Source organism: Mesocryomonas lacus (assembly GCF_055730105.2).
The window spans coordinates 230,896-254,324 of the sequence record NZ_JBUZWF020000003.1; the positions used below are offsets into that span (position 1 = coordinate 230,896).

Sequence of the window (23,429 nt, forward strand, 5' to 3'; positions counted from 1 at the left end):
AGGCCTGACAACTCTCCGCGTGTCGATCGACAGGCAATCACCTGTCCGTCTCCGACCGCCATTGCCGCCATCAGCCGGCAAATGGATTAAGCCGCGGTAAACTGTCGGGAGAAGCGGTTGTCCGAAAGCTCCTGACGGGCGCCCTTCCGCGCATCGATCTGAGGAAACAGATCCCTGTCGAGCGACATCAACGCGGTCAGGTGCCTGACTTTGCGAGCGTAGGCAACCTGGTCGCGGCCCGCCACGAGATCAGCCTGGGCGATCCTTTCGACCTGCTGCTCCACCCGTCGTTTCGCTTGGCCGGTCAGAGCCATCTTGTAGCGTGGCGAGTGACCGAGCGATGAGACCGCAGATGACTTGAAAACGCGCCTTGAGGGCGCCGTGACGGCATGGCGCGCGGGGCGCTTCAGCTTCATCAGCTCGATTTTCTCGAGCACGGTATCATGACCGAGCGAGGGAAATCGTACGGCAATCTGGGCTGAAGTCTTGCCCTGATTCCAGAGGGTAATCAAAAGGGTAACCTGACTGTCAGTCCACAACATTAGTATTTCTCACCGTCGTCTCCCAGAGCAATTATCTTAGGGACACTCAGTGAGCCGTGCAACCAGCAAGGGTGCGCAGACAAGCAAAATGGGCGGTTTCGCGCCTTCCATCAATCGAAGAGCGAGGAAACCGACTGCTCCGTTGTGGTGCGGGCAATCGCCTCGCCGAGGAGGTTGGCCGTCGTCACCACGCGAATGTTCGGAGCGTTGCGAATGGCCGCGGTGGGCTGGATGGAGTCCGTGATTACCAGCTCTTCCAGCATCGAGGCGGTGATGCGGGCGACGGCTCCGCCTGACAGGACGCCGTGCGTGATGTAGGCCTTCACGCTCTTGGCGCCGATCCTCAAAAGCGCTTCCGCGGCATTGCAGAGCGTGCCGCCGGAATCGATGATGTCGTCGATCAAAATACAGTCATGTCCGGCGACATCACCGATAACGTTCATCACCTCCGACTCGCCCGGCCGCTCGCGGCGCTTGTCGACGATCGCCAGCTGGGCGTCGATGCGCTTGGCCAGCGAGCGGGCGCGGACCACGCCGCCGACGTCCGGCGACACCACGACGGTGTTCGAAAGGTCCTGGTGTTCCTTGATGTCGCGCGCCATCAGCGGAATGGCGAAGAGGTTGTCGGTCGGAATGTCGAAGAACCCCTGGATCTGCCCGGCATGCAGGTCGAGCGTCATGACGCGGTCGGCGCCGGCTTCGGTGATCAGGTTGGCGACGAGCTTGGCCGAGATCGGCGTGCGTCCGCCCGCTTTCCGGTCCTGACGGGCATAGCCGAAATACGGCAGGACCGCTGTGATGCGCTTGGCGGAAGCCCGCTTCAGCGCATCCGTCATGATCAGGAGTTCCATCAAGTGGTCGTTGGCGGGGTAGGAGGTCGACTGGATGATGAAACAGTCCTCGCCGCGGACGTTTTCCTGGATCTCGACGAAGATTTCCTGGTCCGCGAAGCGGCGGACGGAGGCTTGCCCGAGGGGCAGTTCCAGGTACTTGCCGATGGCTTCGGCGAGCTGACGATTGGAATTGCCGACAAAGAGTTTCATCGTCGCTTGCCTGTCACAATCATGAGGACCAAACCACCAGCGGCTGGTTTCGCGGGCGGTCGTCAGGACGTTAAATTCGCTGCTGTCTGGGCCGGCTCATTAACGACTACCGTTGAAGAGTCAAACCAGGGAGGAGGGCAAAAGGCGATATCGCCCCAATTACTGTGCAGTGCGGTAAATACGCCGCGCCCGGAAAATCAGCCACGGGTCGGCGCGCTGCTGTGGAATTCACGCATCGTCGTCGCGGCGATCGCCTGGAGGGCTGCCGCATCGACGACCGACCAGGGATCGGTGCTGCTGCTGGCTGCAACGCGCTGCTGGCCCTGGATGCGGTTGAGCCGGACGCCCTGCGGATCGACGACGTCCCAGACGTAGATCACCACGGTCTCCCGCCCTTCGGTCAGCACCGAGAGATAGCCCTTCAGCCGTTGCGGTGCGACGGGCCCATCCGCCGGTGACAGCGCAATGCCGTTTGCGGCAGCAGCTTGTCCCAGCGCCTGCGACAGCATCGCGACCTTCGCTTCGGGGGCACCGACGAGCGGCAGGAACTGGATCGGCCCGGACTGGGTGGCGCCCGCGGGGGCAGCGGCAAATGTCGGCCCTGGCTGCACCGGTGCCGGCGAGAGGTCCTGGGTGACGGGGGAGGCGCTCGCGCCCGCAATCGCGCCGGGCGGTGTCATTCCCATGCCGGGGTCGCTGGCCGAACAGCCCGCAAGGCCAAACGGCCCCAGCAGGATGGCGAGCCAGGCCAAGTTCAATCTCATGCCCGTCCTTCCTTGTCGTCCGGTTCCGGTAGGGATGGCTATAGGAAGATTTCGGTAACAAAACCTGAAGCATCCGAAGCCAACATCGACATCGCTGGTCTGCACGGTGGACGCGGCACGGCTCGAACGCCTTCTCCGCAAGACTTGCGGGTGCCGGTGCTGCCTGCGATGGGAGGTGCTCACCCCATCGAAAAGATGCTTCCGATCCGAGAGGACAGTTCGTTGTACGGGCATTCTTTCGGATGCGCGGCGTTCTAGGAGACGACAGTCATTTCGATCGGCAGCCGCGACAGCGGTTCGGGCGCTTCGGTGGTGGTGAGATAGGTGCGGCCGAGGGTCATGGCGGTGCCGCTGTCGGAATCCATGATGATCATGTGGGCGAACAGGGTCATCCCCGGCTGGATCTGCTCGGCATTGCCGGACACGAACATCTGCTGCTCCATCCAGGACGGCGCGTAGCGCGCGCCGAGCGAATAGCCGCAGGCGCTCAGCCGGTGGCGGACGAGATCGTGCGCCTCCATCACGCCGGCATGGGCATCGAACACGTCGCCGAAGGTCTTGCCGGGGCGCATGGCCTCCTCGACGGCCGCCAGCGCCTCGCTTGCGGCGGCAAAAAGCTCACGATGGCGCGCCGTCGGCTCACCCACGACCACGGTGCGCATCACGGCGGCATGGTATTGCGCCTTGACGCCCGCCCATTCGACGGTCAGCTGGTCCTCAGCGTCGAGAGCGCGTCGCCCCGCCTTGTAGCGGCACAGCAAGGCGTCGGGCCCGGAGCCAATGATAAAGGGATTGGCGGGATAGTCACCGCCGGCGGCAAAGATCGACCCTTGCAGGGTTTCCAGCAGCTGCGCCTCGTTCGCGCCGGGCCTGACCAGCCGCAGCATGGCCTCGAAGGCATCGTCGGCCATGGTAGCGGCCTCGCGCACATAGGCGATCTCGGCCGGGCTCTTGAGGACGCGAAGGCTGGAGACGAGGTCGGAGGCGTCCTTCAGCGCGGCGAAAGAGCCGAGCTTGGCCTCGACCAGCCGGCCATTGGCGGCGGTCAGCCCGTGCGTCGCCCATTCGACGCCGATCTTGGCGCCGAGAAGCCCCATATCGTCGAGCATGTCCCTGAGATCGATCGCCGGATCAGCCGCGCTGCGATCGCGCCAGACCGAGACGTTGTCGAGGATCGAGGTGTGCTTCGCCTGCCGAAGGTCGGCCGAGCGGGTCAGCAGCCGCATCTCGCCGTCGGCCTTCACGACGAGGCACTGGAAGAAGCAGAAGCCGAACGTATCGTAGCCGGTCAGCCAGTACATCGATTCCTGCGCGAACAGCAGCAGGGCGTCGATCTTGCGCTCGGCCATTTCCATGACCAGTCGGTCGCGGCGGGCGTCGAATTCGTCGCGCGAGAAGTGCAGCATGGGAAGAGCCCTATCGGTCGATGGCGATGGCAGCGAGCTGGCGGCCGTAATCGGTCTCGCCACGATGTGTCGTCCGCCGGAAGGAAAAGAAGAGGTCTTCTTCCGCGTAGGTGCAGTGCCCGACGAAACTGCCGGCAACGCCGGCTTTCGCAAGCTTGGCGAGGATGAAACCGGGCAGGTCGAACTGCCGCTTGTCCGGTGCGGTGCCCTCCGCAAAGAATGCACGGGCGTCAGGATGGTCGGCGAGCACGGCATCCACCATGTCGGCGCCGACCTCGTAATTCGTCTGCGTGATCGTCGGGCCGAGGACGGCGGTGATGCCCGCCCGGGTCGCGCCGCATTCTTCCATGGCGGCAATCGTCGCCTCTAGCACGCCGCCAGCTGCCCCGCGCCAGCCTGCATGGGCAGCCCCGACGACACCGGCGGCCGCATCGGCGAAGAGGATGGGGCCGCAGTCGGCGGTGACGACGCCGATGGCGATGCCGGGAGTGCGGGTGACGATCGCATCCGCCTGCGCCCTCTCGCCGCTGAACGGCTCGCTGACGACGATGGCGGTGGCCGAGTGCACCTGCCAGGGCGTCACGAGGTCGGGACCCGTCAGCCCCAGAAAATGCGCCCCGCGGGCGCGGTTTTCGTGCACGGCGTCGGGGTCGTCTTTCGAGCCGATACCCATGTTCAGGCCGGCATAGATATCCTGCGATACCCCGCCGCGGCGGGTGAAGAAGGCGTGACGAATTCCCTTGCCGTCGGCAAGAGGCGGGGCCGTCACCACGTCCGATACAAGGAGGTGCGAGGCGTCTTTGAGGCGATCATCTGACATGGCGCGGGATCGTGGTGGAGGCTCTCGGGGAAGTCAATCTGACGGCGCGGAAGACGTCAGGCGGCAAAGGGCGGGAGTACCAACGGGGCCGAGGCAACGGCGAGCACCTTGAACAGGGCGCCCATCTCGTCCTCGCCGAGGCCGCACAGTCGGTGCGCCGCGGCCATGATCGTCGCCTGTTCGGCCTCGCCACGGCCGCGTCCGAGCTGCGCCGCGCGTTCGCCGAGGCCCAGCTGGATCAGGAAATCGCCCTGTCCGATGATCGGCGCCACGCAGAGCCCGGCTTTGGCGAATCGAGAGGACAGCGCCTGGAAGTCGACATGGCTGGTGATATCGACCTCGCCGGGGCTCTCCAGCGGGTCGGCGAAGCCATGTTCCCGCATCGCCTGCAGCGTATTGCCATAGGCACTCGCCGCATGGCCGTAATCGATCATCAGGGCAGCGCCGCCGTGCGCGGCGAGCCGTGCGGCAATCGCGTCGGCGATGGCGTCGCGCTGCGGGGAGGTTTCAAGCGTCGTGCCGGGCTCGGCCGACGGCAGCCCCGGGGGGAAGCCAAATTCGACGTCGTCCGGCGCCCGCCGCAAGGCGAAGCCGAGGGCTTCGGCCCCCGTCAGTTCAACCACGATCTCATGCCAGACCCCGTCGCCGCGGACGAACTGGCGGATCGCCACCGCGTCGAAAAGCTCGTTGGCGACGAGCAGCAGCGGCAGCGCTTCGACATCGGCGAGCCGGCGGACATGGCGGATCGGCAGGTCGAAGCTCTCCAGCCTTTCGGCTTGCACCCGCTGCAGGCGTTCCGATGTCTCGACAAGGGCGATCCGTGCCGCTTTGAGGAAGGCGATGTCGATCTTGCGCACGGTGCGCAGGATGTCCGCCATCAGCGTCCCGCGGCCCGGTCCGATCTCGGCGAGCACGAAGGGGGTGGGGCGACCGAGCCCGTTCCAGGCGGCGACCAGCCAGGCGCTGATCAGTTCGCCGAACATCTGGCTGACATCGGGCGCCGTGACGAAGTCGCCGCCGGCGCCGAAAGGCTCGCGGCTGGTGTAGTAGCCGTGCTCGCGGTGGAAGAGGGCAAGGTCCCAGTAGCGGTCGATGCCGATCGGCCCCTCCCGCCGGATCACCTCGGCGATGATGCCCTGCAGCGCGGTCGCCATAGCGTCAGGCAACCTTTGCCGGCGGCGCGTAGACCGTGTCCTTCGCCGTCGCCATGCCCCAGAGCGAGATGGCGAGCATCGGCAGCGACAGGATCATGCCCATGGTCAGCCAGGACGTGCCGAGGAGATAGCCGAGCTGGATGTCGGGAACCCGGAAGAACTCGACGAAGATGCGGGCGAGACCGTAGCCGCCGATGAACACGGCGCCGACGAAGCGCGGCTTGCGCAGCAGCTTGAAGTGATGGGTCATCAGGCGCAGCACCAGCCAGAGCATGACGCCCTCGAGCAGGCCTTCGTAGAGTTGGCTCGGATGACGCGGCTCCGGCCCGCCCGTCGGGAAGACGAAGGCCCAGGCGACATTGGTCGGCGCGCCCCAAAGCTCGGAATTGATGAAATTGGCGAGCCGCCCGAACAGAAGGCCGAAAGGCACCGAGGCCGCCGTCACGTCGATCAGGCTCCAGAGCGGGATCTTCTGGCGCCAGGTGAAGATGGCGATGGCGATGACGACGCCGATCAGGCCACCATGGAATGACATGCCGCCCTCCCAAATCCGCACCATGGCCCAGGGATCGACGCTGTAGCGGTGGAAATCGTAGAACAGGATCGAGCCGATGCGTCCGCCGAGAATGATCCCGCCGGTGATCCAGAGGATGAAGTCGTCGATCTGCAGCTTGGTGATCGGCGCAACGCCGTTTGCCCAGAGTTTCGGATTGCCGACGAGGGCGCGCCCGTAAAGCCAGCCGCAGAGGATGCCGGCGACATAGGCCAGCCCGTACCAGCGCAACTGGATCGGCCCGAGCGACAGGAAGACCGGGTCGATATTGGGATAGGCGAGCACGCCGAGCGCAGAGAAGGCAGGATTCAAGGCAAAGGTACTCCGGGGCCGACGACGGGTCGGCAGGCGGCGCGACCTTGGCTGCGGGTCTTGCGCGGGTCAAGGCATCCCCGCTCTCGCCCGTCGCCGCAGGCTGCGCGGCGATCTCTGCGGCGCGAAGGGCCTGCGGCATTGCCAAGCCTCTGCCGCACGCCTACCTCCAGATCAGGAACAATCGAACCGGAGACGCGCCATGACCCCCAAGGGCCCGAACCGAATGCTGGACGAATTCGCCCGGCTGATGACCGATGCCGCGGGCGCTGCCCAGGGCGTGCGCCGCGAGGTCGAGACGGCGTTTCGCACGCAAGGCGAGCGGCTGATCAACCAGATGGACCTGGTACAGCGGGAAGAATTCGAGGCCGTGCGCGACATGGCGGCGAAGGCCCGGCTGGAGAACGAGGCGCTGAAGAAGCGGCTGGCCGATCTCGAGGCGCGCATGCCGTCGCCCTTCTCCGGCGCTGACAACGCCGCCTGACGGGCGGCAGGCTGTTATCCACAGCCTCTCCACAACTTGTCCCCCGACCCCGCCGGACTCGAAAGTCCTTTGGCAGGAGTCGGTTAGGTCTTCGATGACGCCGCCTTCGGGCGGCGTCTTTCGTTAAAATCCTTAATAATCCCTTAACCCCCTACGACACCGGAATCCCGGCCTATACACTGATTCATAAGGTTGATTCGCCGCACTGCGGTGGGCCGACCAGCGCAGGATCCGCTCGGGTCCGGCGTCATCGACGGGGCGATCCGGTGCGGCCGGAATCGCCCCTCGTCATGAATCGGGATCGGGGTGCAGGTGGTGGGGATGAATTTCGAAGGGGCCGAGCGCCAGTTCAATCCGGTCGACGTGATCGAGCTGGTCGCATCGAACCGGGACTGGGTGTTCGAACGTCCTTGCGACGACGAGATCGCCGTCTCGGTTGCCGGCCTCTGGACGGAGTATTCCGTCTCCTTCTCCTGGATGCCGAGCTACGAGGCGCTGCATCTTGGCTGCGCTTTCGATCTGAAGGTGCCGGAGCATCGCCAAGTCGAAGTTCTTCGTCTGCTCGCCCGGATCAACGAGCAGTTGCTGATCGGACATTTCGACCTCTGGCCGAAGGAAGGCGCGGTGATGTTCCGGCACGCTCTGCTTCTGTCGGGCGGCGCGGACCCGACCAGCCAGCAGGCCGAGCGCCTGCTGACCTGCGCGCTCGAGAACTGCGAGCGCTTCTATCAGGCGTTCCAGTTCGTGGTCTGGGCCTCCAAGGACGCCGACGAGGCTCTGTCTTGCAGCATGTTCGAGACGGTGGGCAACGCATGACGGCGTTCAGCTCGGCTTTCGGCCGGATCCTGCTGCTCGGGGGCGGCAATATGGGCGGCGCCATGGTGCGCGGCTGGGTCGAGAATGGCATCGCCGGCGAGGATATCCTCGTCGTCGATCCCTCACCGGGCACCGCGTTGCAGGCGCTGATCGCATCGGGCGCTCTTCGCTGGGAAAAAGCCGTCCCCCATGGGTCCTTCGACGTGGTGCTGGTGGCGGTGAAGCCGCAGGTGATGGCCGAGGCGCTCGCAGCGCTGAAGCCCGCGCTGACGCCGGACACGCTGGTCATCTCGGTCGCCGCGGGCAAGACGCTCGGCTTCATCGCCGGCCTTGTCGGCGACCTGCCGGTCGTCCGCGCCATGCCGAACACGCCCGCCCTTATCGGTCGCGGCATCACCGGCGCCGTCGCCAATGCGGCGGTGACGCTGGCGCTGCGCGAGAAGGCCGACGCGCTCCTGTCGGCGAGCGGCCCCGTCGTCTGGCTGGACGACGAGGCGGACATCGATGCGGTGACGGCGGTATCGGGCAGCGGTCCGGCCTACGTCTTCCATCTCGCGGAGACCTTGGCAGCCGCCGGCGTTGCGGCAGGGCTCACGCCGGATCTCGCGATGAAGCTCGCCCGCCACACCGTCGCTGGCGCCGGCGAGTTGATGATCCGATCCGACGACGCGCCGGACCAGCTGCGCCGCAACGTGACCTCGCCAAATGGCACCACCCAGGCCGCGCTGGAGGTGCTGATGGCGCCGGACGGGCTCGGGCCGCTGATGACCGCGGCCGTCGCTGCCGCCCGCGACCGCGCGCGCGAGCTGTCGAGGGATTGAGATGACGGAGCCCGCGGGCGCCCCGGCGCCGGAGATCGCCTACGACGATTTTCTCAAGGTCGACATCCGCGTCGGTACGATTCTCGAGGCCGAGCCTTTTCCGAAAGCCCGCAAGCCGGCTTTCATCCTGAAGATCGATTTCGGTCCCGAGATCGGCGTGAAGAAGTCCTCGGCGCAGATCACCGTGCACTACACGCCGGAGGAGCTGGTCGGGCGCCAGGTGATCGCGGTGGTCAACTTCCCGCCCCGCCAGATCGGCCCGATGCGCTCGGAAGTGCTGACGCTCGGGCTTCCGGACGAGGCCGGCGAAGTCGTCCTGCTGGCGCCGGGGCACACGGTGCCGAATGGTGGGCGGCTGTTCTGATCCAGCCTCTTCTTGGTCTTGTCCTTGAACACAAGCAATATCCGAAGGAGCTGAGTCTGATGCCAGGTCCCCGCGGTCTCGCGGAGCTCAATCCTCTCTGATGAAGCCGGCTTCGCGGGCGTGACGAACGGCAAGGATGACAACGCCCCTCGTATCCTGTCGGTAAAGAGCGACATATCCTCTGCGACCGAAGGGAATGGACCATTCCCGAAACCCCGCCGGCATTCCTTCGGCCTTTCGCCCGGCTTCCGGTTGGCTTCCAGCCGCGTCAGTCCTTCGCGAATGGTCTTGATGGCCCGTCGTGCCAGCGCTTCGTCATGGTCGAGGAGAAAGCGGTGTAGTTTCGAGAGGTCGCTGAGCACCTGAGGGGACCAGATCAGACGTGGCATGCTGGCGGATCGATGTCCTCACCGTTTTCCAGAGCGGCTAGCCAGGCATCCGCCTCCTCGCCGCTGACATGCAGGCCGTCGGTCTTGAACTTAACCCACGACGCGAGCGCGTCCGCCCGGACCGCCATCTCCGCCTCTTTGCGATCGAGGTATTGGTGAACAGCCTCGCGCGTCAAGGTGCTGACCGACCGGCCAGTTTTCTCCGCCAGAATGTCCATCCTGGCCCGGGTGGCTGCATCTATTTCGACCGAGGCGGTAATGCTGGTCATCTCGATGGCTCCGTTCGCGGGTGGTTCGCTGACATCTCGACGATAGCCCTGACCTCGCTTGCAGCCAATGCCTAAGCCGGTACCCGGATCATCGCTCTCAGCCCGCCCATCGTGCTGTCCGACAGCAGAATATCGCCGCCATGGCTGCGCGCGATGTCGCGGGCGATGGCGAGGCCGAGGCCGGTGCCGCCGGCGTCGATGTTGCGGGCGGTATCGAGCCGCACGAAGGGCTTGAAGACTTCCTCGCGCATTTCGGCCGGGATGCCGGGGCCGTCGTCCTCGACCGTCACTGTCAGCCAGCGCCCCTCGTGCTTGGCGAGAATGCGCACGCTGCCGGCGTGCCGCATGGCGTTGAGGACGAGGTTGCCGATCAGCCGCGTGAACGAGCCGGGCCGGACCATGATGCGGGGATCGCCGATCACTTCGGTCGAGACCTTGCGGTTCTTAAGCCGGCCCTCTGCCTCGAACTTGGCGAAAGCGGCCTCGAGGTCGAACTCGGCGACATCCTCGCCCTGTTCGCCCTTGGCGAAGGCGAGATAGCCCTCGAGCATACGCTGCATCTCGTCGATGTCGTCGTTCAGCTCCTTCTGGTCCTCGCCCTCGCCGAACAGTGCCAGCTGCAGCCGGAAGCGGGTGAGAATGGTTCTCAGATCATGGCTGACGCCGTTGAGCATCTGCGTGCGCTGCTCGATCTGGCGCTCGATGCGGTCGCGCATCTGGACGAAGGCGAGCGAGGCCCGCCGGACTTCGGAGGCACCGCGCAGGCGAAAATGCGTCGGCATCTGCTGGCCCCGGCCAAAGCCGTCGGCGGCTTCGGCCAGCGCCTCGATCGGCCGGATCTGGTTGCGCAGGAAGAGGATGGCGATCAGCATCAGCACCAGCGACGTGCCGACCATCCACAGGAGGAAGATGTGGGTGTTGGAGGCGTAGGCCGAGTTCCGCCGCGCGAAGACCCGCAGCACGTGGTCCTTCAGGAGGATGCGGATCTCAACCAGTCGCGACGCCCCGACCGTGTCGATCCAGAACGGGCGGTTGATCTGGTCGGTGATCTCCTCCGACAGGATCCCGTCGAGGATGTTAAAGAAGGGTTTGGGCGCCGGCGCCGGCAGGGCCTCCAGCGGCAGCACGGCGATGTTGAGGTCGAGCTTCTCGCGGGCGAGACGGGTGACCTGCGCAAAATCCGGATCCTGTGGATAGGTCTCGATCACGTCGATGACGCCGGCGATGTCGCGCACCACCGCCGTCGACAGGCGCTGCGTCACCAACTGCCAGTGCCGCTCCATGAAGACGAAGGCCACCACCGACTGCAGCAGCACCATCGGCGCGATGATGATGATCAGCGAGCGGGGATAGAGGCCCTTCGGCATGACGCGGCCGACGAACTTCGGCACGTGCCGCAAGGGCCCCCGCCACGGGCTCGGCAGGGAAAAGCGCTGCGGCAGGAGCTTGCGCAGCGCCGGTGGCAGCGACGGGCGCTGCGGCAGGCGGGTGCGGATTGTGTCGAGAAGTGCCATGCGACCAGCCTAGGTCAATCGACGTTCAGGCGGTAGCCGATGCCGCGCACGGTCTGCAGCCAAAGCGGGTTGGCGGGATCACTCTCGATTTTGCGGCGCAGGCGGTTGATCTGGACGTCGACGGTGCGCTCGCCGACCTCGGTCTCGTCGCCGAGCAGTTCCTGCCGCTGGATGGTCTCGCCGGCCTTGGTGGCGAACTGCGCCATGATGTCCTGCTCGCGCTCTGTCAGCCGGATCATGTCGACGCCGCGCTTCAGCTCCCGCCGCGTCAGCGAGAAGGTGAAAGGCCCGAAACGCACGTTCTCGACCTTGACGATCGGGGCGGGCGCGCCGCGCTTCAGGATGTTGTTGATCCGTAGAAGCAGCTCTCGTGGGTCGAACGGCTTGGTCAGGTAGTCGTCGGCGCCGGCCTCCAGCCCCTCGATCCGCTGCTCGGTGTCGGAGCGGGCGGTCAGCATCAGGATCGGCGTGTCGCGGATCGCCGAGAAGCCGCGCACGAGGTCGAGTCCGCTCTCGCCGGGCATCATCACGTCGACGACCAAGAGGTCGAAGTCGAGCCCCTTCAGGATTTTCCGCGCCTCGGCGGCGTCGGCGGCTACGGAGACCCTAAAGCCACGCTCGGACAGGAATCGCGACAGCAGCTGGCGGATGCGGCGGTCGTCGTCGACGATGAGGAGGTGCGGGGCGTCGTCGTCCAGGAAGGGCGCCGAGGGCGTGACAGTCTGTGCCGGCGCAGTTTCAACCTCGGCCATGCGCCGGTCCTCCTTCGATGCCTTGCTTGCGGAACCACGACTTCGTCGCCCCGTGGTCTCCTGCCATTTCCATCAGGAACGTGGTGACCGACGTCGCATCGGCAATGCCGCGCGCCGCCAGGGCCGCCTCGATGCGCTCGGCCTGCGCCCGCGACAGTTCCAGCGTCAGGCCGCGGCCGCGGCTGGTGGGAAAGAGCAGCCGCTGGCGCCGGTCCTCGGCGCCTGGCAACTGCTCGACGAAACCGCCATCGATCAGCTGGCGCAGCACCCGCGACAGCGACTGCTTGGTGATCTGCAGCAGGTCGAGAAGATCCGCGATGGTCATGCCGGGGGACCGGTTAACGAAGTGCAGCACCCGGTGGTGGGCGCGGCCGAAACCGTAGCGTTCCAGAACGAGGTCGGCATCGGCGGTGAATTCGCGGTAGGCGAAAAAGAACAGTTCGATGATCCGGAAGTCGAGATCTCCGGTCGTGGCAAGGGGCTCCGTCACGATGTCGGAAGGGGCGGGGTCTGAAGGGAGGGGCGCGGCAGGGCCGCCCTGCGCCCGGGAGTCATGCAAGCTGGCGTCCATCAAATTAGGTCAGTACCATTGACGTATATTCCCACCATTGTTACACCGATGTGCCGCCGTGGGAACAGGCCGACCGTGAGAGGTCGGCTTCCCACCCGAAGCGACGGCGGACGGGAAGCGGCGACGGGCCGCGAGGCGCCTGCAGCCGGACGCCGCCCGTGATCACTCTATGGCAAGCCGGCGGTTCTGCCGAATGCGGACCATCGGTCATTTGACGAGGCGCCCGAAAGCGGAAAGAATCCGCGGAGGCACCAGCATTCGATCGAGTTGAGAGGAGGGCGCCGGGAGGCGCCGAGAGCGGCATGAGCACAGTTCCCTTCGACCAGTTGGACGGCCAGATCTGGTTCAACGGCGAGTTCGTTCCTTGGGCCGACGCCAAGGTGCACGTGCTGACCCACGGTCTGCACTATGCCAGTGCCGTCTTCGAGGGCGAGCGCGCCTATGGTGGCGAAATCTTCAAGCTGCGGGCGCACACCGACCGGCTGATCGAGTCCGGCCGGCTGCTCGGCTTCAAGGTGCCCTACACCGCCGACGAGATCGACGCGGCCTGTATCGAGCTGCTGCACCGGCAAGGCTTCGAGGACGCCTATGTCCGGCCGATCGCCTGGCGCGGCTCGGAGTCGATGGGCGTCTCGGCGCAGAACAACAAGATCAACGTCGCCATCGCCATCTGGCAGTGGCCGAGCTACTTCAACCCCGAGCAGAAGATGAAGGGCATCCGCCTCGATCTCGCCGAATACCGTCGCCCCGACCCGCGCACCGCGCCGTCGAAGGCGAAGGCGAGCGGCCTCTACATGATCTGCACCATCTCCAAGCACGCGGCCGAGGCTAAGGGCTATGCCGACGCGCTGATGCTGGATTGGCGCGGCCATGTCGCGGAGGCCACCGGCGCCAACGTCTTCTTCGTCAAGGACGGCGTGATCCACACCCCGGACCCCGACTGCTTCCTCGACGGCATCACCCGCCGCACGGTGATCGATCTCGCCAAGCGCCGCGGCTACGAGGTGCGCGCCCGCCACATCCAGCCCGAGGAGATGGAAGGTTTTAGCGAGTGCTTCCTCTGCGGGACGGCGGCGGAAGTGACGCCGGTGTCCGAGGTCGGCCCCTATACCTTCACGCCCGGCGACATCAGCCGGCAGCTGATCGCCGACTACGCTGCCGAAGTGCAGCCGAAGCGCGCGGCGGCCGAATGAGCGAAACCCCGATGGAGCCTGGCACCACCCCAGGCTCCGGCCCGGGCCGGCTCTCCGTGCAGATCGTGCCGGTGACGCCGTTCCAGCAGAACTGCGCGGTTCTCTTCGACGAAGTGTCGAAGCGGGGCGTCGTCGTCGATCCCGGTGGCGACGTCGAGAAGATCGTCGCCGCCATCCGGCAACTCGGCGTCACCATCGAGGCGATCTGGCTGACGCATGGCCATCTCGACCATGCCGGCGGCGCGATGGCGCTGAAGACGGCGCTCGGCGTCGACATCATCGGGCCTCACCAGGCCGACGAGCCGCTGCTGGAAAACATTGAGAAGCAGGCGGAGATGTTCGGCGCGGGCGGCGGCATGCGCAATGCCACCCCCGACCGGTGGCTCGAGGACGGCGATACCGTTTCCTTTGGCGAGCATCGCTTCGCCGTGCTGCATTGCCCTGGCCACGCGCCCGGCCATGTCGTCTTCTTCCACGACGAAGCCCGCTTTGTGCATGCCGGCGACGTGCTGTTCCGCGGCTCCATTGGCCGCACCGACCTGCCCGGCGGCGACCATGCGACGCTGATCGCCTCGATCCGCGACAAGGTCCTGCCGCTCGGCGACGACGTCGCCTTCATGTGCGGCCATGGCCCCGGCGGCACGCTCGGCGAGGAACGGCTGACCAACCCCTATCTCGTCTGATCCGGGCCTGCCTGCCGCGCTGCAGCGACAGCGCGGCGCAACTTTCGGCCGCTACATCTTCGCGAAACGCGGGAGCATCGGTTCAACCGGTGTTGCCGCCAGACGATGACGCCGGGATGTTTCGAAAGATGGGGGATAGGGTGAGGGTTGTCGCTTTGCTGGTGACGCTGGCGGTCGGGATCTGGCCGGCGGCGGCGCAGGATCTGTTTCCCGGCTGGACCGCCGGTCCGGCCGCGGACGCGACGATGGCGGTCGGCCGTCGCTTCGACTGCAGCGGTGCTCTCTGTCCCCCGGGCGGACTTGCCTGCCTCTATGCCACCGCGCCAAAAGGCGAGGGACGCGTCGTCCCGACCAAGGACCTGCTGCGGCCGAAGGGCATGCCGTGGAAGGAGATCGAGGCCTGGATCGGCGGCAAGCTGGTACTCCTCGACCCCTCGCTCTCGGGCGATCCAAGGGTCAGCCCCGCCAACTGGACCGTCACCGCCCCGGCTCACCTTGCTCTCGACGAGAGCCACGTCGTCAAGCGCTACACCTCTGGCATGCTGTCGGTGCCCATGGCGCTGTGGATGAAAGAGGGCGCGATGAACGTCATCATCTGCAAGGCCTCCTCCGGCGACGAGGTCTCGGCGGAACGGCGAATCCGGGGGCTCGTCGGGGATTTGCGCTAGCAAACACGACGGCACATGTTCTGGCATGTGAACGCCAAGCCGGAGCTTCGCCACCGAGGCGGCGGAACACCAGCCGATGCTCGCCTGTTCTCTCTCCGAAGCCATCCTGATCTTCTTCGGAGAGTACCATGCGCCTGAGCCTCCTACTCGTTTCCACCGTCCTCCTCGCCAGCCCTGCGCTGGCGCAGACCTCCGATCCCGCGCTGCCGGCAGGCGTGACCGAGACCCAGCAGGGAACGCCGATCGGTATTCCGGCTGCGCCCGGCCTTCCAGGCGTCGGGCTCGACCCGACGGCGGACTCGGCCGCCGATAGCGAAGCAGGCCAGCCAAAGGGGCCGGGCGGGCTGCAGAACGGCGTTGGCGGTGAGGGAACCCTCGCGCCGAGCACCACGGGGTCCAACGACGACCTCGTCGACCAGGACACCTCTGACGATTCCGGTGTCCCGGTCGTTAAGTAAGACAGGGATGGCTGACGCTGTCGGTCGTTTTACCCGCCGCGTCAGCCATCATAAGCAGCGTCTCGCCAAGCACGCTGCAACCCGGTCCTCTCGATCTGATTTAAATTGTTCAGCTGTGCCAAGTGACCCTTAACGCATGCAGGCGGCGTTGACTCTCGAAGGCGATGGCCTTGTTCCGGGCAAAGCCTGCCGCCACTGTCTTCGATACGACAGCTAGACCCCCATGAGAGATACAAGATGAAGCATACCGTCCTCCTGCTCGTCGCAGCGCTATCGCTGACCGCATGCCTTTCGGAAATCAACAAGCCGATCCGCCCCGGCGACACTTGGCGCGAACGTGCCGAAGCGACAAGCAATCCAATGGGCAACGACTAGGCCGCGTCCGAAGTCCTACAGCCAACACCAAGGCTCCTTCTTCTCCCCTCCGGGGAGAAGTGCCCGGCAGGGCGATGAGGGTCGGCGCGGGAGGCTGTCTATCTGGACGGCGCGGCGAAAACCCCTCATCCCGCTGCCGCGACCTTCTCCCCAAAGGGGAGAAGAACGGAACTTGCATCGCGAAGCGCTAGATACTGAGCGTCGCAATAGCCTGTTCGACGTTTTACCGCCCCGGCCGACCCGTTTTGCCCGTGCGGCGACCCGCCTTCCGCGGCGCCGGGTCCTCGTGGCTGCCGATGCCGATGCGCTCTCGGCGGATCGGGCGGAGGTCGTCCGGGTTGCCGCCGTCGTCGACCGGGCGCGGCTTGTCCTGCATGGGCGCCGCTTGCGTGCCGATCAGGCGCTTGGCGGCGGCCGAGAGTTTCGCGGAGGGATCGACCGGCTTCACCGGCAGCTTGCCCTTCTGGACCGGCTTCTCCGTCCGGCCGACGGTCATCTCGTCCAGGCTGTTCTTGCGGAAGCCGTCGCGGCGTGGAACGGCGGTGTCGGTGCCGGGACCCATATTGTCGAGGTCCGGCTTCTGGAAGTAGGAGGGCTTCTCCGCTTCCGCCGCTTCTTTCGCCTTCGCCGCCTTGATCAGCGACGGCCCCGAGCGTTCGAAGGTGCCGACCGAACCCGGTGCCAGCGCCGGTCCTTGCGGGCCCTTCAGCTTGCCGCCGTGCTTGGTGCGCCCGGAAGACGGGCCCTCGAGGTCGAGATCGCGGGCCAGCGGATCGTTGCCGATGGCGAGTTCCGTCGCCTGCAGGCGCTTGACCTCGTCGCGCAGCCGCGCGGCGGTCTCGAAGTCGAGATTGGCGGCGGCGTCGCGCATTTCCTTCTGCAGGTGGTCGAGGTGCGCCTTGAGATTGCTGCCGACCATGGCACCCTCGGCGGCGAGCGCGCCGGTGGGCACGCGCACGTGGTCCTTCTCGTAGTAGGAGTCGAGGATGTCGGCGATCTGCGCCTTCACGCTCGCCGGGGTGATGCCGTGCTCGGTGTTGTAGGCCGTCTGCTTGTCGCGGCGGCGGTCGGTCTCGGCGATCGCGCGTTCCATCGAGCCGGTGACCTTGTCGGCATAGAGGATCACCTTGCCGTCGACGTTGCGCGCGGCGCGGCCGATGGTCTGGATCAGTGAGGTCTCCGAGCGCAGGAAGCCTTCCTTGTCGGCGTCGAGAATGGCGACGAGCCCGCATTCGGGAATGTCGAGACCCTCGCGCAGCAGGTTGATGCCGACCAGCACGTCGAACGCCCCGAGGCGGAGGTCGCGGATGATCTCGATCCTCTCCAGCGTCTCGATGTCGGAGTGCATGTAGCGCACGCGCACGCCGTGCTCATGCAGGTATTCGGTGAGATCCTCGGCCATGCGCTTCGTCAGCACGGTGACAAGCACGCGGTAGCCGGCAGCCACCGTCGAACGGATTTCGCCAAGGAGATCGTCGACCTGGGAGCGGGCCGGGCGGATCTCGATCGGCGGATCGGTGAGGCCGGTCGGGCGGATGACCTGTTCGGCGAAGACGCCGCCGGCATCCTCCAGCTCCCACGCACCAGGTGTCGCGGAGACCGCGACAGTCTGCGGCCGCATGGCGTTCCACTCCTCGAAACGAAGCGGCCGGTTGTCCATGCAGGAGGGCAAGCGGAAACCGTATTCGGCGAGCGTCGCCTTGCGCCGAAAGTCGCCCCGGTACATCGCGCCGATCTGCGGGATGGTGACATGGCTCTCGTCGATGAAGACGAGGGCGTTGTCCGGCAGGTATTCGAACAGCGTCGGCGGCGGGTGGCCGGGCTGGCGGCCGGTGAGGTAGCGCGAATAGTTCTCGATGCCGGCGCAGGAGCCGGTCGCCTCGATCATCTCGACGTCGAAGGTGACGCGCTGCTCCAGCCGCTGCGCCTCCAAAAGGCGGCCGGCCTTGGTCAGTTCCTCGACGCGCTGCTTTAGCTCGATCTTGATCGACTTCACCGCCTGTTGCAGCGTCGGCCTAGGGGTGACGTAGTGCGAGGAGGCGTAGATCTTCACGCTCTGAAGGTCGTCGGTCTTGTTGCCCGACAGCGGGTCGAATTCCTGGATGCTCTCGATCTCGTCGCCGAACAGCGAGATGCGCCAGGCCCGGTCTTCCAGATGCGCCGGGAAGATTTCGATCGTGTCGCCCCGCACCCGGAACGAGCCGCGCTGGAAATCCATGTCGCGGCGCTTGTACTGCTGAGCCACGAGGTCGGCGAGGAGCTGGCGCTGGTCGAGCCGGTCGCCCACCGCCATCTGGAAGGTCATGGCCGTATAGGTCTCGACCGAGCCGATACCGTAGATGCAGGAGACCGAGGCGACAATGATGACGTCGTCGCGCTCGAGCAGCGAGCGGGTGGCGGCGTGGCGCATCCGGTCGATCTGCTCGTTGATCGAGGACTCCTTCTCGATGAAGGTATCGGAGCGCGGCACGTAGGCCTCGGGCTGGTAGTAGTCGTAGTAGGAGACGAAATACTCGACGGCGTTGTCGGGGAAAAAGTTCTTGAACTCGCCGTAGAGCTGGGCGGCGAGCGTCTTGTTCGGCGCGAGGATCAGCGCCGGGCGCTGCGTCGCCTCGATCACCTTGGCGACGGTGAAGGTCTTGCCGGAGCCGGTGACGCCGAGCAGCACCTGCGTCTGGTCGTTCTCCTTGATGCCGGCGACGAGGTCGGCGATGGCCGTCGGCTGGTCGCCGGCCGGCTCGAACTGCGACTGGATGCGGAAGGGCACGCCGCCTTCCGACTTTTCCGGCCGGGCAGGGCGGTGGGGGATCCAGACCTCGCCGTTCTTGATCAGCGGGTTGCCCTCGGAGATCAGCCGCGACAGCGCCTCAACGGTGGCGGTCACGCCGCCTTCCGGCAGCGCCGAGGCGTCCTCCAGGCTGATGTCCATGCCGGCCACCGGATTGAGCCCGGCGGCGGCGCGTTTCTTCGGATCGGTGGTGCCGCCCATCGACGTGCCGCGGGCGGAGCGGCCCGCCTTGGCATCTGGCAGTTTCTGCTTCTTCGGCAGTTTGGGTGCGGCGGGCCTGGTCTCGGCCGCCACGGTGTCGATGTCGGCGGCGCGTTCCGCCTGATCCTCGGCCGCGCGCGCGATCTCTTCGGCCCAGCCGGAGACGGCGCCGCCGAGCGGCGCCCCCTCGAACTCGGCCTGGGGGGCCTCGCCGAAGCCGGGCGCAAGACGCTCGGAAGCGTCGGAGAAGTCGAGGATCGGCGAGCGCCGGGGGGATTTCTGCTGGGGAGGAGCCATGCCGTGAATATGGGGGAAGCCAACGGAGTCGGGAAGGGGTTGCCGGAATGTTCCAACGCGGCTTTATGCCGTGTGAACGCTGTCGGCGATCGCGGCGAGCAGCCAGTCCCGGAAGGCCCGGATCTTCGGCACAGCTCGGCGGCTCTTGGGATAGCAGAGCCAGTAGGAATGGCCGTTGGTGGCGAGGAGGTCGAACGGCGCGAGAAGCCGGCCGGCGGCCAGTTCCTCGTGGAAAAAGGCCGGCATGAGAAGGCCGATGCCCTGTCCGGCCATGACGGCGCGGCCTTCGATGCTCTGTGTGCCGAGATCGCTGAGCGGCGTGTCGTCCGACGCCGGCGGGTTGGCCATGCCGGCCGCCTCGAACCAGATGTCCCACCACGGATCGGCAGGGAAGACGCGGGGGATCCGCAGCATGTCCGACGGTCCGGAGATCGGCCCGAAGCGCTCCGCGAGTGCCGGGCTCAGCATCGGAGTAAAACTGCAGGCGAGCAGGCGATGCTCCTCCAGCCCGGCCCAGCTGCCGGGTCCGGAGCGGATGGCGATATCGACATCGTCCTGCACGAGGTCGCTCAGCCGGTTGGAAACGTCCAGCCGGACGGCGAGCTTGGGATGGGCCAGCTGAAAGGAACCGAGCCGCTCGGCGAGCCAGTTCGAGGCAAAGGTCGGTTGCACGCTGAGGGTCAGGACACCCTCGCTCGCGCCGCGGGCCGCGGAAAAGGCCGCGGCGATGCGGTCGAAGGCGTCGCTGGTGGCCGGTGCCAAGGCCCGCCCGGCTTCGGTCAGCACGACGTCGCGCGCTCGCCGCACGAACAGCGGCGAGCCGACGCGGTCCTCCAGCACCTTGATCTGGTAGCTGACGGCACTCTGGGTCATGCCGAGTTCTTCGGCGGCCCGGGTGAAGTTCAGGTGCCGTGCCGCCGCCTCAAAGACCCGCAAGGCCGCCAGCGGCGGAAGCGTTCTAGCCATCGAACCTCCTCATGGTTCATCCTCGATCTTCGATTGGAGTGCGGGACGATCGCATGGTGAGATGGGTCTCTGTCAAGGAGACCATCATGGCTAACGCCCCCTCGAACACCATAACGGAAGGCTGGAGTAAAAGGCTTTTCGTGGGCGTCTGGAAAGTCGCAAAGCGTGTCCTTCGCAAGCCGCGTCCGAGGCGGGAAAGACCGCTCGACCTGATGGAGGCACGCGATGACATGCTGCGAGACATCGGCCTGTTCGATGGACCGGATGTCGTCTTGCGCCGTTCGGACCTGCTGCCGCCCTCGGAACGTGAACGGTTATTCGAGCGGGGCCCGCCCTTCTGAAAGCGGATCCGGCAATGAGGGACGGCGGAGCCAGGCGGCGTTTGGTCGGTGTCGAGGCGGAAGAGGCTGAGGGACGCTCCGAGACAATGCGCCGCCTTGCGCACCGTCGGGTGAGGCCTAGTTCGCCTGTTGAGGCGTGTCTTCCTTTTTCTGGGAGCAGCCGAACCATCAAGGATTGCCATGTTCATCTGCCAAGGCTTTGCAGCGTCCGCTGCCGACCAGCCGCTCGCTCCCTACAGCTTCGAGCGCCGCGATACCGGTCCGCACGACATTCGCATCGACATTCTCTTCAGCGGCGTCTGCCATTCCGATCTCCACCAGGCCCGCAACGACTGGGGCGGCTCGATCTACCCGATGGTGCCCGGTCACGAGATCGTCGGGCGCGTTTCCGAGGTCGGCTCCGAGGTCCGCAAGCTGAAGGTCGGCGACCTCGCCGGCGTCGGCTGCATGGTGGATTCGTGCCGTCACTGCAAACCGTGCCTGGCTGGCCTCGAGCAGTATTGCGCCGAGGGATGCACGGTCACCTATAACGGGCGCGAGCGCGAGAGCGGCGCCCCGACCTATGGCGGCTATTCCGACAGGATCGTCGTCGAGGAGCGCTTCGTGGTCAGCATTCCCGAGAGCCTCGACCTGAAGGCGGTGGCGCCTCTCCTCTGCGCCGGCATCACCACTTATTCGCCGCTGAAGCACTGGAAGGTCGGTCCCGGCCAGAAGGTCGGCATCGTCGGCCTCGGCGGGCTCGGCCACATGGGCGTGAAGTTCGCCAAGGCGATGGGCGCCGAAGTCGTGATGATCACGACCTCGCCGGAGAAGGGCAAGGATGCGCTGCGCCTCGGCGCCGACGCGGTGCTGGTCTCGAAGGACGAGGCGGCAATGACGGCTGCGCGCGGCACCTTCGACTTCCTGCTGAACACGATCCCCGTCGGCCATGACATCAACCCTTATGCGGCGCTCCTGACCGTCGACGGCACCATGGTTCTCGTCGGCGCGCTGACGGCGCTCGATCCGCTGATGGGCTTCAACCTGATCGGCGGCCGCAAGAGCATTGCGGGATCGATGATCGGTGGGATGCCGGAGACGCAGGAGATGATCGATTTCTGCGCCGCCAACGGGATCGTCAGCGACGTCGAGATGATCGCCATCCAGGACGTCAACACCGCCTATGAACGCCTGCTTAAGAACGATGTCCGCTACCGCTTCGTGATCGACATGGCGTCGCTGGACGCTGTCGAACAGGCCGCCTGACCGGCAAGCTTCGGCCGGCGTTCCGCCGTCGGCGGCTGGGCTGAAGCGACCTCGCGTCAAATTATCGGCCCGGAAATCGGCATCGATTTCCGGGCCTTTTGCTGCGTGGCTTCCGGCGGTGAGACCGCCGTGCGTATGGCGGCTTGCCCTCATGGCGCCAATCCTGTCCTGCCATCGCGACAGAATCCGCTACGGAAACGGCGCCTCGGATCGGCCGCGTTCAGCATTCGCTTACCAAGACCGCGTAGCCTGTCCGTGTCCGCTGGAGTATCGCGGGCACGAGGGCCGTCCGATGATGTTGCGTAGAGACGGATGGCGCATCTGGGTGTCCGCTGCCGCGTTTGGTCTGGCAGCGGACGCCATTCCCTCCGCGATTGCCGGGGACATCGACCCCGTCGTGACCGGCGGTGTCGCGCCGAAAATGGTCTGGGGTGGACCCGTGCCGGCAGCCCCGCGTCCCGGCGAGGTGCCGGTCTACGTTCCGAGCCGCTCGGTCGTGCCGTCCCGTCCGCAGCCGCAGGCCTATGCGCCGCTTGCGGCTCCCGGCGCTCCCGGCGATGGAGTAACGGGAGTGCCCGAGGAAGCGCCAGACTGGCCGCCATCTCCTGCCGCAGCCCTTCCCGACACGAGTGCCGATCTCTCGCCGGAGACGCCCCCGTCCAAAACCCGCCAGGCGGACACGCCCGCCGACGCGCTCGCTATCGACGACGGGTCGGGCGACGTGCAGCTCTACACCCCGATCGACGGCGAGGCGGGTGCCGCGCTCGATGCGGGGGAAGCGCGCGAGGCCTCGGCCGAGCCGGGCGCGCTGCCGCCGCTGGGGGCGCCGATCGAGGTCGACGAGGATCCAGGCTTCGGGACCGGTGAGCCACGGGCCGATCCCTGGGCCGGGCTGAAGGACGTCACCCCGGGCCAAGCGCCACCGTCGCGGCGGGTCAAGCGGGCGCCACCGAGCTATGCCTCGCTGGAGGCGATCGCGCCGCCCCGCCGCCCCGGCCCCGCGATGCTCGACGACGGCCGCGGCGCGCTGGAAGACGAAACACCGAGCGGCTACCAGCCGATGCCCAGGAACGAGGTGATGTGCCGGCGGGCCTTGCAGCAGCTCGGCGTCAAATTCGTCGACGCCAGCTCGATCAGCCGCGGCCGCAGCTGCGGCATCGACTATCCCGTCAAGGTCACCGACATTGTGCCGGGGGTGGCGATCCGCCCGGTGGCGACGATGAACTGCATGGCGACGCTGCGGGTGGCGCAGTGGATGAAGAACGAGGTGATGCCGGCGGCCCGGTGGAAGCTGCTGCAGCGTCCGACTGTGCTGATCAACGCCTCGTCCTATCGCTGCTCTCGGATCGCCGGCTCGCGCTCGATCAGCCAGCACGCCAGCGGCGATGCCCTCGACGTGCGCGGCTTCAAGTTCGCCGACGGCTCGTTCATGGAGATCGAGCGGAAGGGCTTCTTCGAGTTCCGCCAGAAGGCGTTCCAGCGCAAGGTGCGCGAGAGCGCCTGCCGCTATTTCGGCACGGTGCTGGGACCCGGCTACAACGAGGACCATGCCGACCACCTGCACCTCGACACCAAGCAGCGCCGCCGCGCGGTGTGCAAGTAGCAAGGCGGCCGGCGCCGTAGACCGGCCGCCGGCACGC

General features: G+C 66.4%; 25 protein-coding genes and 1 pseudogene. 12 read left to right on the forward strand and 14 right to left on the reverse strand.

Translation table 11 applies throughout. The features are described from left to right. Nucleotides 1-86: 86 nt before the first annotated feature. The 7 genes from ACZLZQ_RS10930 to lgt all read right to left on the reverse strand — a co-directional run bounded on the left by ACZLZQ_RS10930 (nt 87) and on the right by lgt (nt 6,594). Nucleotides 87-542 carry a hypothetical protein gene (locus tag ACZLZQ_RS10930; RefSeq protein ID WP_472932986.1) on the reverse strand — a complete coding sequence of 152 codons (456 nt, stop codon included), beginning with the start codon at nt 540-542 and terminating at the stop codon, nt 87-89. A 110-nt stretch (nt 543-652) separates the two neighbouring features. Beyond that, nucleotides 653-1,585: a ribose-phosphate pyrophosphokinase gene (locus ACZLZQ_RS10935; protein WP_472932984.1), complete on the reverse strand. Its 933-nt coding sequence runs from the start codon at nt 1,583-1,585 to the stop codon at nt 653-655. Nucleotides 1,586-1,782: 197 nt separating this feature from the next. Beyond that, nucleotides 1,783-2,349: a hypothetical protein gene (locus ACZLZQ_RS10940; protein WP_472932982.1), complete on the reverse strand. Its 567-nt coding sequence runs from the start codon at nt 2,347-2,349 to the stop codon at nt 1,783-1,785. 254 nt (nt 2,350-2,603) lie between these two features. After that, a complete protein-coding gene (locus ACZLZQ_RS10945; protein WP_472949391.1) occupies nt 2,604-3,755 on the reverse strand; it encodes a M24 family metallopeptidase in 1,152 nt (383 codons plus the stop codon). A gap of 10 nt (nt 3,756-3,765) precedes the next feature. After that, nucleotides 3,766-4,575 carry a peptidoglycan editing factor PgeF gene (pgeF, locus tag ACZLZQ_RS10950; RefSeq protein WP_472949392.1) on the reverse strand — a complete coding sequence of 270 codons (810 nt, stop codon included), beginning with the start codon at nt 4,573-4,575 and terminating at the stop codon, nt 3,766-3,768. A 56-nt stretch (nt 4,576-4,631) separates the two neighbouring features. Beyond that, nucleotides 4,632-5,729 (reverse strand): class I SAM-dependent methyltransferase, encoded by a 1,098-nt coding sequence (locus ACZLZQ_RS10955; protein ID WP_472949393.1) that lies wholly within the window; start codon nt 5,727-5,729, stop codon nt 4,632-4,634. Nucleotides 5,730-5,733: 4 nt separating this feature from the next. Continuing rightward, entirely contained in the window at nt 5,734-6,594 is an 861-nt protein-coding gene (lgt, locus tag ACZLZQ_RS10960) for a prolipoprotein diacylglyceryl transferase (protein ID WP_472949394.1), read from the reverse strand. Nucleotides 6,595-6,796: 202 nt separating this feature from the next. Between lgt and ACZLZQ_RS10965 the strand changes: the two genes are divergently transcribed. The 4 genes from ACZLZQ_RS10965 (at nt 6,797) to ACZLZQ_RS10980 (ending at nt 9,079) form a co-directional block, all read left to right on the forward strand. Further along, a complete protein-coding gene (locus ACZLZQ_RS10965; RefSeq protein WP_472949395.1) occupies nt 6,797-7,078 on the forward strand; it encodes an accessory factor UbiK family protein in 282 nt (93 codons plus the stop codon). Between the two features lie 321 nt (nt 7,079-7,399). After that, nucleotides 7,400-7,894 (forward strand): type III secretion system chaperone family protein, encoded by a 495-nt coding sequence (locus ACZLZQ_RS10970; RefSeq protein WP_472932972.1) that lies wholly within the window; start codon nt 7,400-7,402, stop codon nt 7,892-7,894. Further along, nucleotides 7,891-8,715, forward strand: coding sequence for a pyrroline-5-carboxylate reductase (gene proC / locus ACZLZQ_RS10975; protein WP_472949396.1), 825 nt, complete (start codon nt 7,891-7,893; stop codon nt 8,713-8,715). Before ACZLZQ_RS10970 ends, proC begins: the two co-directional genes overlap by 4 nt. A gap of 1 nt (nt 8,716) precedes the next feature. After that, nucleotides 8,717-9,079 carry a tRNA-binding protein gene (locus ACZLZQ_RS10980; RefSeq protein WP_472949397.1) on the forward strand — a complete coding sequence of 121 codons (363 nt, stop codon included), beginning with the start codon at nt 8,717-8,719 and terminating at the stop codon, nt 9,077-9,079. 87 nt (nt 9,080-9,166) lie between these two features. On the opposite strand, the pseudogene ACZLZQ_RS10985 reads toward ACZLZQ_RS10980, so the two are convergent. From ACZLZQ_RS10985 to ACZLZQ_RS11005, 5 genes and pseudogenes are all read right to left on the reverse strand, one after another. Next, nucleotides 9,167-9,468: pseudogene (locus ACZLZQ_RS10985) on the reverse strand (type II toxin-antitoxin system RelE/ParE family toxin). After that, nucleotides 9,456-9,737 (reverse strand): CopG family ribbon-helix-helix protein, encoded by a 282-nt coding sequence (locus ACZLZQ_RS10990; protein WP_472949398.1) that lies wholly within the window; start codon nt 9,735-9,737, stop codon nt 9,456-9,458. The pseudogene ACZLZQ_RS10985 and the gene ACZLZQ_RS10990 overlap by 13 nt, the downstream one beginning before the upstream one ends. 71 nt (nt 9,738-9,808) lie before the next feature. After that, nucleotides 9,809-11,104: an ATP-binding protein gene (locus ACZLZQ_RS10995; protein ID WP_472949905.1), complete on the reverse strand. Its 1,296-nt coding sequence runs from the start codon at nt 11,102-11,104 to the stop codon at nt 9,809-9,811. Nucleotides 11,105-11,265: 161 nt separating this feature from the next. Further along, nucleotides 11,266-12,003: a response regulator gene (locus tag ACZLZQ_RS11000; RefSeq protein ID WP_472932966.1), complete on the reverse strand. Its 738-nt coding sequence runs from the start codon at nt 12,001-12,003 to the stop codon at nt 11,266-11,268. Further along, nucleotides 11,990-12,493 (reverse strand): MarR family winged helix-turn-helix transcriptional regulator, encoded by a 504-nt coding sequence (locus ACZLZQ_RS11005; protein ID WP_472932965.1) that lies wholly within the window; start codon nt 12,491-12,493, stop codon nt 11,990-11,992. Before ACZLZQ_RS11005 ends, ACZLZQ_RS11000 begins: the two co-directional genes overlap by 14 nt. A gap of 383 nt (nt 12,494-12,876) precedes the next feature. Here ACZLZQ_RS11005 and ACZLZQ_RS11010 point away from each other — a divergent pair, with 383 nt between their 5' ends. The 5 genes from ACZLZQ_RS11010 to ACZLZQ_RS11030 all read left to right on the forward strand — a co-directional run bounded on the left by ACZLZQ_RS11010 (nt 12,877) and on the right by ACZLZQ_RS11030 (nt 15,951). Next, on the forward strand, nt 12,877-13,767 hold the full coding sequence (locus tag ACZLZQ_RS11010) for a branched-chain amino acid aminotransferase (protein ID WP_472949399.1): 891 nt from the start codon (nt 12,877-12,879) through the stop codon (nt 13,765-13,767). Further along, nucleotides 13,764-14,450: an MBL fold metallo-hydrolase gene (locus tag ACZLZQ_RS11015; RefSeq protein WP_472949400.1), complete on the forward strand. Its 687-nt coding sequence runs from the start codon at nt 13,764-13,766 to the stop codon at nt 14,448-14,450. The genes ACZLZQ_RS11010 and ACZLZQ_RS11015 overlap by 4 nt, the downstream gene beginning before the upstream one ends. Nucleotides 14,451-14,590: 140 nt before the next feature. Then, complete coding sequence (locus tag ACZLZQ_RS11020; RefSeq protein WP_472949401.1) at nt 14,591-15,118, forward strand: hypothetical protein; 528 nt, start codon at nt 14,591-14,593, stop codon at nt 15,116-15,118. Nucleotides 15,119-15,246: 128 nt separating this feature from the next. After that, a complete protein-coding gene (locus tag ACZLZQ_RS11025) occupies nt 15,247-15,576 on the forward strand; it encodes a hypothetical protein (RefSeq protein WP_472949402.1) in 330 nt (109 codons plus the stop codon). Nucleotides 15,577-15,813: 237 nt separating this feature from the next. Further along, entirely contained in the window at nt 15,814-15,951 is a 138-nt protein-coding gene (locus ACZLZQ_RS11030) for a hypothetical protein (protein WP_472932958.1), read from the forward strand. 223 nt (nt 15,952-16,174) lie between these two features. On the opposite strand, the gene uvrB is transcribed toward ACZLZQ_RS11030, so the two are convergent. Both uvrB and ACZLZQ_RS11040 read right to left on the reverse strand, forming a co-directional pair. Beyond that, a complete protein-coding gene (uvrB, locus tag ACZLZQ_RS11035) occupies nt 16,175-19,000 on the reverse strand; it encodes an excinuclease ABC subunit UvrB (protein ID WP_472949906.1) in 2,826 nt (941 codons plus the stop codon). A 300-nt stretch (nt 19,001-19,300) separates the two neighbouring features. Continuing rightward, nucleotides 19,301-20,203 carry a LysR substrate-binding domain-containing protein gene (locus tag ACZLZQ_RS11040; protein ID WP_472949403.1) on the reverse strand — a complete coding sequence of 301 codons (903 nt, stop codon included), beginning with the start codon at nt 20,201-20,203 and terminating at the stop codon, nt 19,301-19,303. An 86-nt stretch (nt 20,204-20,289) separates the two neighbouring features. Here ACZLZQ_RS11040 and ACZLZQ_RS11045 point away from each other — a divergent pair, with 86 nt between their 5' ends. The 3 genes from ACZLZQ_RS11045 (at nt 20,290) to ACZLZQ_RS11055 (ending at nt 23,392) form a co-directional block, all read left to right on the forward strand. Then, nucleotides 20,290-20,544: a hypothetical protein gene (locus ACZLZQ_RS11045; protein WP_472949404.1), complete on the forward strand. Its 255-nt coding sequence runs from the start codon at nt 20,290-20,292 to the stop codon at nt 20,542-20,544. 180 nt (nt 20,545-20,724) lie between these two features. Next, a complete protein-coding gene (locus ACZLZQ_RS11050; protein WP_472949405.1) occupies nt 20,725-21,789 on the forward strand; it encodes an NAD(P)-dependent alcohol dehydrogenase in 1,065 nt (354 codons plus the stop codon). Nucleotides 21,790-22,081: 292 nt separating this feature from the next. Continuing rightward, nucleotides 22,082-23,392 (forward strand): extensin-like domain-containing protein, encoded by a 1,311-nt coding sequence (locus ACZLZQ_RS11055; protein ID WP_472949406.1) that lies wholly within the window; start codon nt 22,082-22,084, stop codon nt 23,390-23,392. The last annotated feature ends 37 nt before the right edge of the window (nt 23,393-23,429 follow it).

Coding starts and splice junctions, on each gene's coding strand:
- ACZLZQ_RS10930 (WP_472932986.1), bottom strand. CDS start 542: ATGTTGTGGACTGACAGTCAGGTTACCCTTTTGATTACCCTCTGGAAT.
- ACZLZQ_RS10935 (WP_472932984.1), bottom strand. CDS start 1,585: ATGAAACTCTTTGTCGGCAATTCCAATCGTCAGCTCGCCGAAGCCATC.
- ACZLZQ_RS10940 (WP_472932982.1), bottom strand. CDS start 2,349: ATGAGATTGAACTTGGCCTGGCTCGCCATCCTGCTGGGGCCGTTTGGC.
- ACZLZQ_RS10945 (WP_472949391.1), bottom strand. CDS start 3,755: ATGCTGCACTTCTCGCGCGACGAATTCGACGCCCGCCGCGACCGACTG.
- pgeF (WP_472949392.1), bottom strand. CDS start 4,575: ATGTCAGATGATCGCCTCAAAGACGCCTCGCACCTCCTTGTATCGGAC.
- ACZLZQ_RS10955 (WP_472949393.1), bottom strand. CDS start 5,729: ATGGCGACCGCGCTGCAGGGCATCATCGCCGAGGTGATCCGGCGGGAG.
- ACZLZQ_RS10965 (WP_472949395.1), top strand. CDS start 6,797: ATGACCCCCAAGGGCCCGAACCGAATGCTGGACGAATTCGCCCGGCTG.
- ACZLZQ_RS10970 (WP_472932972.1), top strand. CDS start 7,400: ATGAATTTCGAAGGGGCCGAGCGCCAGTTCAATCCGGTCGACGTGATC.
- proC (WP_472949396.1), top strand. CDS start 7,891: ATGACGGCGTTCAGCTCGGCTTTCGGCCGGATCCTGCTGCTCGGGGGC.
- ACZLZQ_RS10980 (WP_472949397.1), top strand. CDS start 8,717: ATGACGGAGCCCGCGGGCGCCCCGGCGCCGGAGATCGCCTACGACGAT.
- ACZLZQ_RS10990 (WP_472949398.1), bottom strand. CDS start 9,737: ATGACCAGCATTACCGCCTCGGTCGAAATAGATGCAGCCACCCGGGCC.
- ACZLZQ_RS10995 (WP_472949905.1), bottom strand. CDS start 11,104: ATGCCGAAGGGCCTCTATCCCCGCTCGCTGATCATCATCATCGCGCCG.
- ACZLZQ_RS11000 (WP_472932966.1), bottom strand. CDS start 12,003: ATGGCCGAGGTTGAAACTGCGCCGGCACAGACTGTCACGCCCTCGGCG.
- ACZLZQ_RS11010 (WP_472949399.1), top strand. CDS start 12,877: ATGAGCACAGTTCCCTTCGACCAGTTGGACGGCCAGATCTGGTTCAAC.
- ACZLZQ_RS11015 (WP_472949400.1), top strand. CDS start 13,764: ATGAGCGAAACCCCGATGGAGCCTGGCACCACCCCAGGCTCCGGCCCG.
- ACZLZQ_RS11025 (WP_472949402.1), top strand. CDS start 15,247: ATGCGCCTGAGCCTCCTACTCGTTTCCACCGTCCTCCTCGCCAGCCCT.
- ACZLZQ_RS11030 (WP_472932958.1), top strand. CDS start 15,814: ATGAAGCATACCGTCCTCCTGCTCGTCGCAGCGCTATCGCTGACCGCA.
- ACZLZQ_RS11040 (WP_472949403.1), bottom strand. CDS start 20,203: ATGGCTAGAACGCTTCCGCCGCTGGCGGCCTTGCGGGTCTTTGAGGCG.
- ACZLZQ_RS11045 (WP_472949404.1), top strand. CDS start 20,290: ATGGCTAACGCCCCCTCGAACACCATAACGGAAGGCTGGAGTAAAAGG.
- ACZLZQ_RS11050 (WP_472949405.1), top strand. CDS start 20,725: ATGTTCATCTGCCAAGGCTTTGCAGCGTCCGCTGCCGACCAGCCGCTC.
- ACZLZQ_RS11055 (WP_472949406.1), top strand. CDS start 22,082: ATGATGTTGCGTAGAGACGGATGGCGCATCTGGGTGTCCGCTGCCGCG.